At 74.5% G+C, this 12,901-nt stretch carries 11 protein-coding genes; 10 read left to right on the top strand and 1 reads right to left on the bottom strand.

What is annotated here, in order from left to right:
* Positions 1-5 precede the first annotated feature (5 nt).
* Complete coding sequence (locus tag ACFXPX_RS34880) at positions 6-320, top strand: DUF6191 domain-containing protein (protein WP_380589878.1); 315 nt, start codon at positions 6-8, stop codon at positions 318-320.
* Positions 321-368: 48 nt separating this feature from the next.
* Here the strand turns inward: ACFXPX_RS34880 and ACFXPX_RS34875 are convergent, their stop codons facing one another.
* Positions 369-1,280 carry an iron-sulfur protein gene (locus tag ACFXPX_RS34875; protein WP_380644471.1) on the bottom strand — a complete coding sequence of 304 codons (912 nt, stop codon included), beginning with the start codon at positions 1,278-1,280 and terminating at the stop codon, positions 369-371.
* A gap of 232 nt (positions 1,281-1,512) precedes the next feature.
* Here ACFXPX_RS34875 and ACFXPX_RS34870 point away from each other — a divergent pair, with 232 nt between their 5' ends.
* The 9 genes from ACFXPX_RS34870 (at position 1,513) to ACFXPX_RS34830 (ending at position 12,893) form a co-directional block, all read left to right on the top strand.
* Positions 1,513-2,478, top strand: coding sequence for a FecCD family ABC transporter permease (locus ACFXPX_RS34870; protein ID WP_375891472.1), 966 nt, complete (start codon positions 1,513-1,515; stop codon positions 2,476-2,478).
* A gap of 82 nt (positions 2,479-2,560) precedes the next feature.
* Entirely contained in the window at positions 2,561-3,595 is a 1,035-nt protein-coding gene (locus ACFXPX_RS34865; RefSeq protein ID WP_380644470.1) for a FecCD family ABC transporter permease, read from the top strand.
* Positions 3,595-4,449 carry an ABC transporter ATP-binding protein gene (locus tag ACFXPX_RS34860; RefSeq protein WP_380521017.1) on the top strand — a complete coding sequence of 285 codons (855 nt, stop codon included), beginning with the start codon at positions 3,595-3,597 and terminating at the stop codon, positions 4,447-4,449. Before ACFXPX_RS34865 ends, ACFXPX_RS34860 begins: the two co-directional genes overlap by 1 nt.
* A gap of 62 nt (positions 4,450-4,511) precedes the next feature.
* Positions 4,512-5,513: an ABC transporter substrate-binding protein gene (locus ACFXPX_RS34855; RefSeq protein WP_380521015.1), complete on the top strand. Its 1,002-nt coding sequence runs from the start codon at positions 4,512-4,514 to the stop codon at positions 5,511-5,513.
* A gap of 154 nt (positions 5,514-5,667) precedes the next feature.
* Positions 5,668-6,867, top strand: a complete 1,200-nt coding sequence (locus ACFXPX_RS34850) for an acetyl-CoA carboxylase biotin carboxylase subunit family protein (RefSeq protein WP_380644469.1) — start codon at positions 5,668-5,670, stop codon at positions 6,865-6,867.
* Entirely contained in the window at positions 6,864-8,678 is a 1,815-nt protein-coding gene (locus tag ACFXPX_RS34845; protein WP_380644468.1) for an IucA/IucC family protein, read from the top strand. Before ACFXPX_RS34850 ends, ACFXPX_RS34845 begins: the two co-directional genes overlap by 4 nt.
* The gene (locus ACFXPX_RS34840) at positions 8,675-9,889 is read left to right on the top strand and encodes an MFS transporter (RefSeq protein WP_380644467.1); all 1,215 of its coding nucleotides are present in this window, start codon (positions 8,675-8,677) and stop codon (positions 9,887-9,889) included. Before ACFXPX_RS34845 ends, ACFXPX_RS34840 begins: the two co-directional genes overlap by 4 nt.
* The gene (locus ACFXPX_RS34835) at positions 9,886-11,664 is read left to right on the top strand and encodes an IucA/IucC family protein (RefSeq protein ID WP_380644466.1); all 1,779 of its coding nucleotides are present in this window, start codon (positions 9,886-9,888) and stop codon (positions 11,662-11,664) included. The genes ACFXPX_RS34840 and ACFXPX_RS34835 overlap by 4 nt, the downstream gene beginning before the upstream one ends.
* Entirely contained in the window at positions 11,661-12,893 is a 1,233-nt protein-coding gene (locus ACFXPX_RS34830) for a type III PLP-dependent enzyme (RefSeq protein ID WP_380644465.1), read from the top strand. Before ACFXPX_RS34835 ends, ACFXPX_RS34830 begins: the two co-directional genes overlap by 4 nt.
* Positions 12,894-12,901: the final 8 nt, after the last annotated feature.

Here is a 12,901-nt window from a genome sequence, read left to right as displayed (position 1 = left end):
CGTGCGTGGCCTTGGCCGCGGTCGGGCTGGTGCTACTGGCGAGTTGGCAGGTGTGGTCCGAGTCCTCGCCGCGTCGTCGTGAGCGCACGCCTGGGGCCGGTGGTGGCGGCGGTGGCGGTGGCGGCGTGCTGGGCGAGATGCACGCGCTGTTCAGTCCGGGCAAGCGGATCCAGGTCGAGCAGCGCCGGGAGCAGACCTCCCGCCGGGACGACACCCTGGCCGGAGCCCCGCCGCACTTCGGGGTCGACCTGGACCGTGGCGTGGCGGTGCTGCGCCGGCCGGACGGCGCCAAAGGCCCCGGCACCGGCACCGAGCGTTAGGGCGGGCGCGGGCCGGGCAGGGGCGGGGCGCGTTCCGTGGACCGTCCGTCAGAACCGGCGGATCCGCTCCTCGTCCGTGGTGCGCAGGCAGGTCAGACAGGCGAGCGCCTCGGGCCCGACGGCGTAGTAGAGGCAGCAGCCGAGCCGGGTGCGGGTGTGGTGGTCCTGGCCGTCCGGGGTGCGCAGCCGGCGGAAGTCGGCGGCTCCGGGCAGCGGCAGGGTGCCGCCGGGCAGCAGGGCCGCGGCGGCGACGACGGCGGCGTCCTCCCCGGCCGTGACACCCCCAGCCGTAGCGCTCCCGGCCGTAGTACCCCCGGCCGCGTCGTCCTGCGCGTCGAGCATCCGGCCGAGGTACCAGACGGCGGAGGCGAGGTCGTCGGTCACCATGCCCCAGAGCGCGCGGTCGCGGCGCCGGGTCGGTCCGGCGAACGCGGCGAGCACCGGTTCGAGGTGGGCCACCACGGCGGCCCGTAGTTCGGCGCGCAGTTCGTCGTCGCCGGGGAGGGTGACGTGCCCGCGCGGGCGCAGGGCGAGGTCGCCGGTCGGGGCGTGCAGCCAGAGGTCGGCGGGGTCGACGGCGGGGACGCGCCGGGCGAGGTGCCAGGGGCCGGCGACGAGCAGGCAGACGGACCAGGCGTAGTGGTGGAGCAGTCGGGAGGCGGTGACGTGCGGGCGGGGCGCGCGGCCGTGTTCGGCGGCGATCCGCTCCTCCGCCCCGGCCAGGACGGCGGCCAGGGCCTGTTCGTCGGTGGCGAGTCGGGCGCCCGAGTACCAGCCGTCGGCGGCCGAGGGGTCGGGTTCGGCGGGGTCGAGCAGGTGCAGCCGGAGCGCGGGGCAGAGGTCGCGCAGCCGCCGGTAGTCGCCGGTGAGGACGGTCGACCGGTCCCCGGGGCGAACGGGCCGGGAGTCGACCGGCCGGGAGCAGGCGGGTGCGACGGGCAGGGGTGTTCCGGGGACCATCCGCACTCCCGAGTTCGACTCCGAGTGATCGTTAAGGTGAGGCTCACCTTACAATGCCTCAAAGGGTGCACCGACCACCGAGCTGCGCACCCCTGTGTGATGTACGACCATCGGCACGATCTTGACGAATTTAGGCAAACCTAACCTAAGATGTCGACTCGTGCTGAGAACCGACCCACCCGCCACCACAGCCCCGGCGACGCCCCGTCCCGCGGCGGCGCTCCAGCGGCCGCTGCTGCTGGTCGCCGGTGTGGCCGCACTCGTGCTGTGCGCCGCCCTGAGCCTCGCGCTGGGCTCCCGCGCCATCCCGCTGTCCACCGTCGTCGACGCCCTCACCGGCGCCGCCCACGGCGGGGACGCCGACGTGGTGACGGGCCTTCGGGTCCCGCGCACGCTCATCGGCCTGGCCGTCGGAGCCGCGCTCGGCGTCGCCGGGGCGGTCGCCCAGGGCGTCACCCGCAACCCGCTGGCCTCCCCGGTCACCCTCGGCATCAACGCCGGCGCGAGCCTCGCCGTGGTCGCCGCGATCTACGCGCTGGACCTCTCCCGCCCCTCCCAGTACGTCTGGTTCGCCTTCGCCGGGGCGGCCGTCGCCGCCGTCTCCGCCTACGGCATGTCCCGGCGCGGCGGGGACCTCGACCCGATCCGGCTCGCGCTCGGCGGCACCGTGCTCACCGTGGTGCTCACCTCCTGGACCTCCGCGCTGATGCTGGCCAGTCACCGCACCCTGGACGAGGCCCGGTTCTGGCTGGCCGGCTCGATCGCCGGACGCCACCTGGACACCCTCACCCCGGTGCTGCCGTTCCTGGCGCTCGGCCTGGTGGCCGCCTTCGCGATCTCCCCCGCGCTCAACGCGCTGGCCCTGGGCGACGAGACCGCCCAGGCACTGGGCGTGCCGGTGGCGCGGATCCGGGTGGTCGGCGGACTGGCCGTCGTCCTGCTCGCGGGCAGTGCGGTCGCCGTCTCCGGACCGGTGGCGTTCATCGGACTGGCCGCGCCGCACCTGGTCCGCGCCCTCCTCGGCAACGACCACCGCTGGCTGCTGCCCGGCTGCCTGATCACCGGCCCGCTGCTGCTGCTCGCCGCCGACGTGCTCGGCCGGCTCGTGGTGCAGCCCTCCGAGATCGAGGTCGGCATCGTCACCGCCTTCCTCGGCGCGCCGCTGCTCGCGGTGCTGGCCCGGAAGGTGGCCAAGTGAACGACCGGAACCAGCGAACCGTCAAGAGGTGCACCGTGCGTGGCGTGAGCGGGACGACCGCCGACCGGAACGGGGTGGGCGCATGAGCTCGCTCGCCGTCCCGATGGGCGCGATCGCGCGCCGCCGGGCCCGTACCGCCGCCTGGTCGCTGCTGGCCGTCGCCCTGCTGGTGGTGCTCACCGGCATCGCGCTCGGCACCGGCCAGGTGAACATCTCCGCCTGGGACGCGCTGCGCGCACTGTTCGGCCAGGGCCAGTCCGGCGACGTCCTGGTGGTGCAGCAGTTCCGGGCGCCGCGCGTGGTGTCCGCGCTGATCGCGGGAGCCGGGCTGGCGATGGCCGGCTCGATGCTGCAGCGGCTGTTCCGCAACCCGCTGGCCGCCCCCGACACCATCGGGATCACCGGCGGCGCCTCCTTCGGCGCGGTGCTGATGCTCGCCACCGGCGCCTCCCAGCAGCTGATCCCGCTGGCCGCGGTCGGCGGCGGGCTGCTCGCCGCGCTGCTGCTCGGCGGCCTGGCCTGGCGCTCCAGGATGGCCGTGACCCGGCTGGTGCTGGTCGGCCTGGCGGTCCAGCAGGGCCTGGCCGCCGCCGTGAACCTGATGATCGTACGGTTCCCGGCCGAACTGGCCTCCTCCGCCATGCAGTGGACCACCGGCTCGCTGTACGGGCGCAACTGGACCGAGGTGTGGATCGGCGGCACCGCCATCGCCCTCACCGCCGGAGCCCTCGTGCTCTGCCAGCGGCGGGTCGCCGTCCTCGACCTCGGCGACGACTCGGCCGGCGGCCTCGGCCTCGACCCCGCCCGGGACCGGCTCTGGCTGCTGCTGCTCACCATCACCCTCGCCTCGCTGGCCGCCGCCCTCACCGGACCGGTCGCCTTCGTCGCCCTCGCCGTCCCCCACCTGGTCCGACTGCTCGCCGGGCCGCCCACCCCCGGCACCCTCGGCCTCACCGCGCTCACCGGCGCCGTGCTGCTGCTCGCGGCCGACCTCCTCGTGCTGCACGTGATCCCCGTCCACGGCCTGCCGGTCGGTGCCGTCACCGCCACCCTCGGCGCGCCCTGGCTCCTGGTGCTGATGATCCGCCAGGGCCGGCTTCCCCAGAGGAGCAGCTGATGACCTCCCTCCCGGCCCCCGCGACCGCCAACCGGCTCGCCGCCCACGGCCTCGGACTGCGCTACGGCGACCGGACCATCGTCGACGGCCTCGACCTCGAACTCCCCGGCGGCGCCGTCACCGCGATCGTCGGACCGAACGCCTGCGGCAAGTCGACCCTGCTGCGCGGCCTCGTCCGGCTGCTCGACCCGGCCGCCGGCACGGTCACCCTCGACGGCGCCGACATCCACCGGATGCCCGCCCGCACCCTCGCCAAACGGATGGGCCTGCTGCCGCAGCAGCCCGTCACGCCGGAGGCGGTCACCGTCGAGGCGCTGGTCCGGCTCGGACGCTACCCGCACCAGCGGATGCTCAGCCCGTGGTCCAAGGCCGACCAGGCCGCGGTCGAGGAGGCGCTGGAGCGCACCGGGACCGCCGAACTGCGCGACCGGCAGGTCGACCGGCTCTCCGGGGGGCAGCGCCAGCGGGTCTGGATCGCGCTCGCGCTCGCCCAGGAGACCGACCTGCTGCTGCTCGACGAGCCGACCACCTTCCTCGACCTGCGGCACCAGCTCGACGTGCTCGACCTGGTCGCCGACCTGCACACCGAGGCCGGACGCACCGTCGTCATGGTGCTGCACGACCTCGGGCAGGCCGCGCGGTACGCCGACCACCTGGTGGTGCTCAAGGACGGGCGGCTCGCCGCGGCCGGTCCGCCCGCGGAGGTCCTGACGGCCGAACTGGTCGAGGCCGTCTTCGGCGTGCCGTGCCGGGTGGTGCCCGACCCGGAGACCGGCACTCCGCTGGTCGTGCCGCGGGCCCGGGTGCGCACTGCCGCCGTGTCCGCCGCGTCCGCCGCGTCGGCCACCGTCTGACCTCCTCCTCCCGTCCCCCCTTCTCTTCCGCCTCCCCGTTCGACCCGATCCAAGGAACTCCGATGAACCGCCGACTCCCCGTCGCCGTCCTCGCCGTCACGCTGTCCGCCACGCTCCTCGCCGCCTGCGGCAGCAACGGGGACGGCGCCAAGTCCGGCGGTGACTCCGGCTCCTCCGCCGCCGCCTCGGCCGGCACCGCCGCCGGCTTCCCGCGCTCCGTCAAGCACGCCGCCGGGACCGCCCAGATCAAGTCCCAGCCCAAGCGCGTCGTGGTGCTGGACAGCGGTGAGCTGGACGACGTCACGCTGCTCGGCATCACGCCGGTCGGCGCGGTGTCCCCGCACATGAAGACCGAGGGCGGGTTCCCGAACTACCTCAAGGACAAGATCAAGGACACCAAGGACGTCGGCCCGATGAACGAGCCGAACCTGGAGCTGATCACCTCCCTCAAGCCCGACCTGATCCTCTCCTCCAAGGTCCGGCACGCCAAGGTGTACGACCAGCTGAACGCGATCGCGCCGACCGTGCTGGCCGAGACCACCGGCTTCCCGTGGAAGGAGAACCTGGCGCTGTACGCCCAGGCCCTCGGCAAGGAGGACGAGGCGAAGAAGGCGCTGGCCGACTACGAGGAGCGGGCGCACAAGCTGGGCGAGGCGATCAAGGCCAAGTACAACGGGACGATGCCGACCGCCTCGGTGGTCCGCTTCGTGGCCGGGCCGACCCGCCTGTACGCGAAGGCCTCGTACAGCGGCGTGGTGCTCAAGGACGTCGGCCTGACCCGCCCGGCCCCGCAGGACGTGGACAAGAACATCATCGAGGTCAGCGCCGAGCAGGTCAGCCAGGCCGACGCCGACCTGGTGTTCGTCACCACTGCTGACGACCCGTCCAAGACCAAGGAGAGCGAGGTCCAGCAGACCCCGGTCTGGCAGGGCCTGAACGCCGTCAAGAACAACAAGGTCTTCACCGTGCCGGACGAGACCTGGATGTCCGGCATCGGCGTCCAGGCCGCGGACGCGATGCTCGTCGACATCGCCAAGGCGGCGGGCGTGGACGCGCCCAAGTAGTCGTCGCGCCACAACGAACAGCTGACGGCGAACAGATTTCAGAATTCAACTTTCAGAGTTCATCTTTCAGACGACAGATAACAGATAACAGATTTCGAACTCTGTCATCTGTTCGCCGTCCTTCGTCCGCCCCCACGCCCCGAGGACCATCCCCATGCGGCTCTACCTGCTCGCCCTCAACCCCACCGACTCGGTCACCCGCGGCTTCCTGCCCGCCGCCGCCCGGCTCGGACTCGACGTCACCGTCCTCACCGACCACGTCGAGGCCCACCAACGCGCGTACGCCAGAGCGGAGTTCGCCTGCGAGGTGGTGGAGTGCGACGTCCAGGACTTCCGCGAGGTCATCGGCCTGATATCCCAGCACCACACCCCGGCCGCGGTGTTCAGCAACAGCGACCACCTGCAGACCCAGACCGCCCTGGTCGCCGAGTACTTCGGCCTGGCCGGCAAGGACTGGAAGGCCGCCCTGCGGGCCAAGAACAAGGGCGAGCTGCGCCGCCACCTCGCCGAGCGCGGCCTGGACGCGGTGGAGTCCGCCGAGCTGGCACCCGGGCAGGACCCGAGCGGCCTCACCCCCTCGTTCCCGTGCATCGTCAAGCCGCGCGAGGGCGTCGCCAGCGAGGACGTCACCCTGGTCGCCGACGCCGCCGAACTCGCCCTGCGGGTCAAGGAGATCCAGCAGCGCCGCCCCGGCGCCACCCTGGTGGTCGAGGAGTTCCTGGCCGGCGAGCTGTGCACCCTGGAGACCCTGGGCGACGGCCGGACCAGGCGCGTCCTCGGCGGCTTCCGCACCCGGCTCTCCCCGCCGCCGGACTTCATCGAAGAGGTGCTGACCTTCACCCCGGCGCACCCCCACCCGGTGGTCGAGCAGGTGCTCGCCCAGCTCGACGCCCTCGGGGTCGGACTCGGCGCCTGCCACACCGAGTTCGTCCTCCAGTCGGACGGCCGCGCCCGCATCATCGAGGTCAACTACCGCGCCATCGGCGACCAGTGCGACCTGATGCTCGCCGAGATCCTCGGGATCCCCTACTTCGAGCTGGTGCTGCGCGCCCACCTCGGCGAGGAGCTGCCCGCCGACCTGGGAGCCCGCGGCGACCGGCGGGCCCGCCACGAGCGGGTCTGCGCCGAGCAGCCCGGCACCCTGACCGCCGCCCCCGAGCCGCACTTCGAGCGACGGGCCGACGGGGTCACGCTGTCCTACCTGCCGGTGCGCGAGCTCGGCGCCCGGCACGAGCTCTACCGCACCAACCGCGACTACCTGGGCATCGTCTGGGCGGTCGGTCCGGACCAGGATGCGGTGGACGGCGCGGTCGCGGAGTTCATCGCCGCCAACCGCTGGGAGATCACCTCATGAACCCGGCCGATCATCCCGCCCCCACCGCAACGGCCCCCGCCGCTTCGACCCTCGCCGGGCCGACCCCCACCGCAACGGCCCCCGCCGCTTCGACCCTCGCCGGGCCGACCCCCACCGCAACGGCCCCCGCCGCTTCGACCCCGGCCGAGCAGCTCACCCTGCGGGTGCTGTCCGCCCTGCTGCGGGAGGACGTGCTCGGCCTGCGCAGCCGAGGCACCCTGGAGCAGCGCCCCGACGGCCCCTGGCTGAGCGACGGCTCGCTCGCCCTGCCGGTCGCCCCCGACGGCTTCCAGGCCGACCACGCCGCCCGGCTGCCGGAGCTGGAGGTCGACGGCGCCCGGCTCACCGAACTGACCGCCGTCCTGGCCCTGCTGGCGGAGCGGGCCGATCCGCTGGACCGCCCCGGCCACCTGGCCTTCGCCGAGGAGTGCCGGCAGACCCTCGCCACCATGGAGCTGCACGACCGGGTGCGGCCCGAGGTGCACGCCGAACTCGCCGAGCGCTACGGCAAGGACGTGGCGGACTGGGCCGGCCCGCGCGCCGCGCTCGGCTTCGAGGCCCTCGCCGCCTTCCTGGACCACCCGGTCTACCCGACCGCGCGTGGCCGCTCCGGCCTGAGCGAGGCCCAACTCCGCTCCTACGCGCCGGAGTTCCACCCGAGCTTCGAGCTGCGCTGGCTCGCCGTCCCGGCCGGCCGGCTGACCGTGCACGGCGACGGTCCGTTGCCCGCCTGGTGGCCGAGCGCCGAACAGCTGGGCGTACCGGGCGAGTTCGCCACCGTTCCGGTCCATCCGCTCACCTCGGACGAGGACTTCACCCGGATCGTGCCGGGCGCGGTGCTCGCCCCCGAGCCGTACCTCGAAGTGCTCCCCACGCTGTCCATGCGCACCGTCGCCGTGGCCGCCGACCCGTCCTGCCACCTCAAACTGCCGCTCGCCACCGCCACCCTGGGCCTGCGCAACCGCCGCACCATCAAGCCGGTCACCCTGGTCAACGGCGCGGTCGGACAGCGCCTGGTGGAGGCCGTGGCCGCCCGCGAACCGCGCTTCGCCGGGCGGATCCTGCACGCCGACGAACAGCACTACGCCCACGCCGAGGACGAGCTGCTGGCCGTCCTGCTGCGCCGCTACCCGGAGGGCCTGGACGACGCCGTCAGCGTCCCGCTGGCCGCCCTGCTCGCCGAGGCGCCCGACGGCCGGCTGGTGATCGACCACCTGGCCGACCGCTTCCACCACGGCTCCGTCCCCGCGCTGTACGAGGAGTTGCTGCGGCTGCTGGTCGACTGGCAGACCACCCTGTTCGGCCACGGCATCGCCCTGGAGTCGCACCAGCAGAACACCTCGCTGGTCCTCGACGGGACCGGCCTGCGGCTGCTCTACAAGGACAACGACGGCCCCCGGGTCAACACCGCCCGGGCGGTCCGCTCCCCGGTCCGCGAACTGGCCGCCCTGGTGGCCGAGTTCCGTGATCCGCGAATCCTCGGCGAGCAGGACCGCGCACTCACCGACCTGTTCACCACCATCACCGGCCACCTGTGCACCGCCTCGCTCGCCTTCGGCCTGGCCGCGCACGGCCGGGTGCCGCTGGCGCGGAGCCTGGAGCTGCTGCGCACCGTCCTCGGCGAGGCGGTCGACCGGCTGGGACCGGCCGGGCAACCGCTGCGCACCGACCTGCTGGACGCCGAACGGCTGCCGGTCAAGGCCATGGTGAGCGCCGGGTCGCTGCTCAGCAAGGAGCGCAGCGGCGCCGCGGACATCAACAAGCACTACACCGACGGCCCCAACTACCTCCTGTCCGGGGACCGTTCGTGACGACCGTCGAACCCCTGTCGCGGCCGACCGAGGCCGCGGGGCTGGACCGGCGCCAGGTGCACGCGGTGGCGGCCTGCTACTTCGTCGCCTCCTTCGCCGCCCTCGGTCTGCCGCCGTACCTCACCGAGATCCTCCCCACCCTCGGGGACCACAGCGGCCACTGGGCCGGTCTGCTGTACGTCGTGCCGACCGTCTTCACCGCCCTCGGCGCCCCGCTGTGGGGCCGGCTGGCCGACCGCTTCGGCCAGAAGCGGCTGCTGTTGCGCGCCCAACTCGGCCTCTCCGTCTCCTTCCTGCTCGCCGGAGCCGCCGACAGCCTGCCGGCGTTCACCGCCGCGCTGGTGCTCCAGGGCCTCCTCGGCGGCACCTTCTCCGCCACCAACGGCTACCTCGCCGCGGCCCTGGACGGCTCCCGGCTGTCCAAGGCGCTGACCCTGATGCAGGGCAGTGCCCGGGCCGCCCTGGTGGCGGCGCCGATCTTGGTGGGCGCACTGTCGCCGTGGATCGACCCGCACCGGCAGTACCTGGTGATGGCGGTGCTGCCGCTGACCGCCGCGGCGCTGCTCAACTCCCTGCCGGAGCCGGTCCGTCCGACCGTCGCGCCGGCGAGCCGCGCCGCCGCCGCAACCGCCGCAACCGCCGCAACCGGCCCGGCCGACCCTCCCGGCTCCCTCCGGCTGCTCTACACCTTCGAGTTCGCCTTCGTCTTCGCCACCATCATCTCCTTCCCGTACCTGATCACCCTGGTCCAGCAGCGGCTGCCGGGGGCCGGCGGCACCGTCGCGGGCCTGCTGTTCGCGCTGCCGCACCTGGTCTACCTGGTCGCTGCCGGCCGGGTGCACGCCGCCGTCGAGGCGCGCCCGCGCAGCGGACTGGCCCTGGGCTTCGCCCTGGTGGCCGTCGGACTGGCCGGCCACGCCCCGGCCCACTCACTGCTCACCTTCGCCCTCACCCGGGCCGTACTCGGACTCGGCATGACCTTCGGCCTGGTCTGCCTCGCCGTCCTCGCCGCCGAAGCCGCCCGCGGCCGCGCGCCGGGCCGGATGTTCGGCACCCGCGAAACCGTCTCCAAGTGCGGTGCCGTCGCCGCCGGACTGGCCGCCGCGCTCGCCAACGGCAGCGGCGGACCGGCCGCCCCGGTCGTCACCGGCACCGTCGCCGCACTGGCCGCCGCCCTGCTCGCCCTCCTGACCCGTAGGAGCCCCCGATGACCGCCCGGCCCACCACCCTCCCTGCCACCCTCCCCGCCGCGCCGTCGACCACGCCGTCGGCCACGGACCCCGCCGAACTGCCCGGCGCGGACGCGGCGGTGGCCCACACCCTGCTCAACTGCCTGCTGCGCGAGGTGTCCGCCCCCGAGCACCAGACCGCCGTCGACGACGGGCACCTGCTGCTGCGCCTGCCCCGCCGCGGCACCCTGCTGCGGGTCGCCCTGCGCCGCACCTCGCTGCTCGGGGCGCACCGGTTCACCGGCCCCGTGCACGAGGAAACCCCCGAAGGGTGGCGCGATTTGGGCTGGCGCGAGCTCGCCGGGTACGCCCAGGAGGAGCTGGAACTGCGCACCGGCACGGTGAACGAGGAGTTCCTCGACCAGGTGGCCTCCAGCCACCAGGGCGTCGGCGCGGGCCTGGCCGACCGGCCGGCCGCCGAGGCGGACCGCTACCTGGAGTCCGAGCAGGCCCTGCTGTTCGGCCACCGCTTCCACCCGGCCCCCAAGTCCCGCTCCGCCGCCCGGGGCGACTGGCGCCACTACGCGCCCGAGTCCCGCGCGGCCTTCCCGCTGCGCCACCTGGCCGTGCGCGCCGAGCTGCTGGCCGAGGAGTCCCTGGACCGGGACGCGAGCGCCGTCCTGGACGGCCTCGGTGAGGTGCCGGACGGCTACCGGCTGCTGCCCGCCCACCCCTGGCAGTACCAACTCATCGGCGACCACCCGCTGTTGCGCGCCGCCCTGGCCCGCGGCGACGTCCTGGACCTCGGCCCGCGCGGCGAGCACTTCGCCGCCACCGCCTCGGTGCGCACCCTGTACGGCGCGGACGCCTTCCTCAAGTTCAGCCTCAACGTCCGGATCACCAACTGCCTACGCAAGAACGCCGCCTACGAGCTCACCGGCGCCGTCCGGCTCACCCGTCTGCTGGACCCGGTGCTGACCGACCTGACCGGGCGCTTCCCGGACGCGGCGATGCTGCGCGAACCCGCCTTCCGCACCCTCGCCCTCCCCGGCGCCGACGGCCACCCCGACCGGGCCCTGTTCGAGGGCTTCGGCCTGATCCTGCGCGAGGGCTTCGGCGGCCTGCTGCGGCCCGGCGTCACCCCGCTGCTCGCCGGCGCCGTCGCCGACGAGCACCCGACCAGCTCGGCCCACATCTCCCGGCTGCTGGAGGGGAGTTCGGGCGGGGCGGCCGCGCTCGACTGGTGGCGCGACTACCTGCGACTGCTCCTCCCGCCGGTGCTGGCGGCCTACTTCGACCACGGCGTAGTGCTGGAGCCGCACCTGCAGAACGTGCTCATCGGCGTGGACGCGGACGGCCGGCCGACCCAGGTGCTCTTCCGCGACCTGGAGGGCACCAAGCTCGTCCCGGAGCAGAACGCCGAACTGCTGGCCGCGCTGCCGCCCGAGGTGGCCGGCCCGATGACCTACGACGCCGAGCGCGGCTGGGACCGGGTGGTCTACTGCCTGCTGGTCAACCACGTCGCCGAACTGCTCGCCGCCCTCGCCGACCGCCACCCCGAGCTGGAGGGCGCGCTCTGGCAGGCCGTCCGGGACGCCCTGGAGGAGTACGCGGCCGCCCACGGCCGCCCGCCGCGGCTGCGGGCCCTGCTGGCCGGTGTCCCGCTGCCCGCCAAGGCCAACCTGCTCACCCGCTGGGAGCGCAAGGCCGACCGGGAGGCCGGGTACGTCCGGCTGCCCTCCCCGCTGGCCGGCTCGGTGCTCGCCGAGGCCGCCCGCATGACCGCCCACCTTCCGACCGGGAGCGCCGTCCGATGAGCCAGACCCCCACCACCGGCGCCCCGGTGAGCGACGCCGTCCACCGCCACGTCGCCTCCCTCGCGCCCGACCAACTGCCCGCCTACGTCTACGACCTGGCCGTACTGCGGGAGCACGCCGCCGCCGTCCGGGCCGCACTGCCCGAGCGGGTCGAGCTGTACTACGCCGCCAAGGCCAACCCGGACGCGCCGCTGCTGACCGCGCTGCGCGCCGCCGTCGACGGCTACGAGGTCTCCAGCGGCGGCGAGTTGGCGCACGTACGGGCCGCCGTCCCGGACGCACCGCTGGCCTTCGGCGGGCCGGGCAAGACCCCCGCCGAGATCCTCGCGGCGGTGGACGCCGGAGTGCACCGCTGGCACGTCGAGAGCGAGCAGGAACTGCACCGGCTCGCCGCCGTCCTGGCGGAGCGCCCGGCGGCCGTCGTGGACGTCCTGCTGCGGGTGAACCTGCCGGTGGTCACCGACGCCCTGGACGCGGTGCCGCTGGCGATGGGTGGACGGCCGACCCCGTTCGGGCTCGACCCCGACCAGGCCGAGGAGTGCGCCCGGCTGCTCACCGACGGCGGCCCGCTCGGGCGCCGGCTGCGGCTGCGCGGGGTGCACGCCCACCTGGCCAGCGGGCTGGCGGCGGACGAGCAGCTGGCGGTCGCCGAGCAGATCGTCACCTGGTCGGCCGAACTGGCCGAGCGGCACGGCTTCCCGCTCGCCGAGGTCAACGTCGGCGGCGGGATGGCGGTGGACTACGACGACCCGGCACGGCGCTTCGACTGGACGGCCTTCGGCGAGGGCCTGGCCAAGGTGCTCGACGCCCACCCCGGGCTGACCCTGCGGATCGAGCCCGGGCGGGCGCTGACCGCCTACTGCGGCTGGTACGCGACCGAGGTGCTGGACGTGAAGCGCAGCCACGGCGAGGACTTCGCGGTGGTCCGCGGCGGCACCCACCACCTGCGCACCCCGGCCACCCGCGGGCACTCCCAGCCCTTCGCGGTGCTCCCGGTGGACGCCTGGCCGCATCCCTGGCCGCGCCCCGCCGTCACCACCGGCCGGGCCACCCTGGCCGGGCAGCTGTGCACCCCGAAGGACGTCCTGGCCCGGGCGGCGGACGGCGCGGCGGGCCTGCGGACGGCGGACCGGGTGCTGTTCGCGATGGCGGGCGCGTACGGGTGGAACATCTCGCACCACGAGTTCCTGATGCACCCGCGGCCCGGGTTCCACTACCTGGGCGACTGACCCGCGGC

The organism is Kitasatospora sp. NPDC059146 (assembly GCF_042786665.1).
Classification (GTDB): domain Bacteria; phylum Actinomycetota; class Actinomycetes; order Streptomycetales; family Streptomycetaceae; genus Kitasatospora.
Note: the sequence above shows the minus strand (reverse complement) of the source record. Positions and strands in the feature narration are given on the sequence as shown.

What these genes read in the sequence shown, in the direction of transcription:
- ACFXPX_RS34875 (WP_380644471.1), bottom strand. Translation starts at nt 1,280, where the DNA reads ATGGTCCCCGGAACACCCCTGCCCGTCGCACCCGCCTGCTCCCGGCCG.
- ACFXPX_RS34865 (WP_380644470.1), top strand. Translation starts at nt 2,561, where the DNA reads ATGAGCTCGCTCGCCGTCCCGATGGGCGCGATCGCGCGCCGCCGGGCC.
- ACFXPX_RS34860 (WP_380521017.1), top strand. Translation starts at nt 3,595, where the DNA reads ATGACCTCCCTCCCGGCCCCCGCGACCGCCAACCGGCTCGCCGCCCAC.
- ACFXPX_RS34855 (WP_380521015.1), top strand. Translation starts at nt 4,512, where the DNA reads ATGAACCGCCGACTCCCCGTCGCCGTCCTCGCCGTCACGCTGTCCGCC.
- ACFXPX_RS34850 (WP_380644469.1), top strand. Translation starts at nt 5,668, where the DNA reads ATGCGGCTCTACCTGCTCGCCCTCAACCCCACCGACTCGGTCACCCGC.
- ACFXPX_RS34845 (WP_380644468.1), top strand. Translation starts at nt 6,864, where the DNA reads ATGAACCCGGCCGATCATCCCGCCCCCACCGCAACGGCCCCCGCCGCT.
- ACFXPX_RS34835 (WP_380644466.1), top strand. Translation starts at nt 9,886, where the DNA reads ATGACCGCCCGGCCCACCACCCTCCCTGCCACCCTCCCCGCCGCGCCG.
- ACFXPX_RS34830 (WP_380644465.1), top strand. Translation starts at nt 11,661, where the DNA reads ATGAGCCAGACCCCCACCACCGGCGCCCCGGTGAGCGACGCCGTCCAC.